This is a genomic window from Sphingobium sp. ZW T5_29, from assembly GCF_044987515.1.
Lineage (GTDB): Bacteria > Pseudomonadota > Alphaproteobacteria > Sphingomonadales > Sphingomonadaceae > Sphingobium.
Map to the genome: position 1 here is coordinate 1 of NZ_JBJDRM010000035.1, position 655 is coordinate 655.

Annotated in this window: 2 protein-coding genes; both read left to right on the forward strand. The window is 61.8% G+C overall.

What is annotated here, in order from left to right:
* Positions 1-239: IS66 family insertion sequence element accessory protein TnpB (gene tnpB, locus ACI3KQ_RS15925; RefSeq protein WP_404959018.1), on the forward strand; the 239-nt coding region annotated here is incomplete at its 5' end.
* A gap of 118 nt (positions 240-357) precedes the next feature.
* The coding region (locus ACI3KQ_RS15930) for a transposase (protein ID WP_404959320.1) at positions 358-655 on the forward strand (298 nt) is incomplete at its 3' end.

Below are 655 nucleotides of genomic sequence, written 5' to 3' on the forward strand. Positions count from 1 at the left end.
TCTCGGGGGTGGTCTTCATCTTCCGCTCGAAGCGGGCGAACAGGATCAAGCTGCTGGTCTGGGACGGCACTGGCCTGGTACTTGTGAGCAAGGTCTTGCAGACCGGAGGCTTTCATTGGCCCCGGGCACACGATGGCGTGATGCGGCTGTCGGCATCGCAAGCGTCAGCCTTGTTCGAAGGGCTGCAATGGTCGAAAATGCACACGCCGCGCACGCAGGCTCCGGTGACGACGCGATAGGTCGCACGCCTGATTCCCTTGATCGAAATGCCATTGCGGATCGCCCGAAAATCGCCAGAAATGGGGCATGTCCGCCACCGCAGCCGACCTTCCTGACGATGTCGCCATGCTTAAGGCGATGGTCCTGGCCGGCCTCGAGCGTGAAGCCCGGATGCAGCATATCATCGACCAGATCACCCGCACGACATTCGGGAAACGCTCGGAAAAGCTGAGCGAAGATCAGTTGGCGCTTGCCTTCGATGATCTCGATGTTGCCCGTGCTGAACTGGAGGCGCTTGGTGAGCAGGCGGCAGGCCAGAAGAAGGAACGGGCGCGAAGGGAAAGCGGGACAGCAAGGGGGTCGCTGCCGGCGCACCTGACCCGCATCGAGGAGGTGATCCTTCCAGAAGAGAAGGAATGCCCCTGCTGCGGAGGCG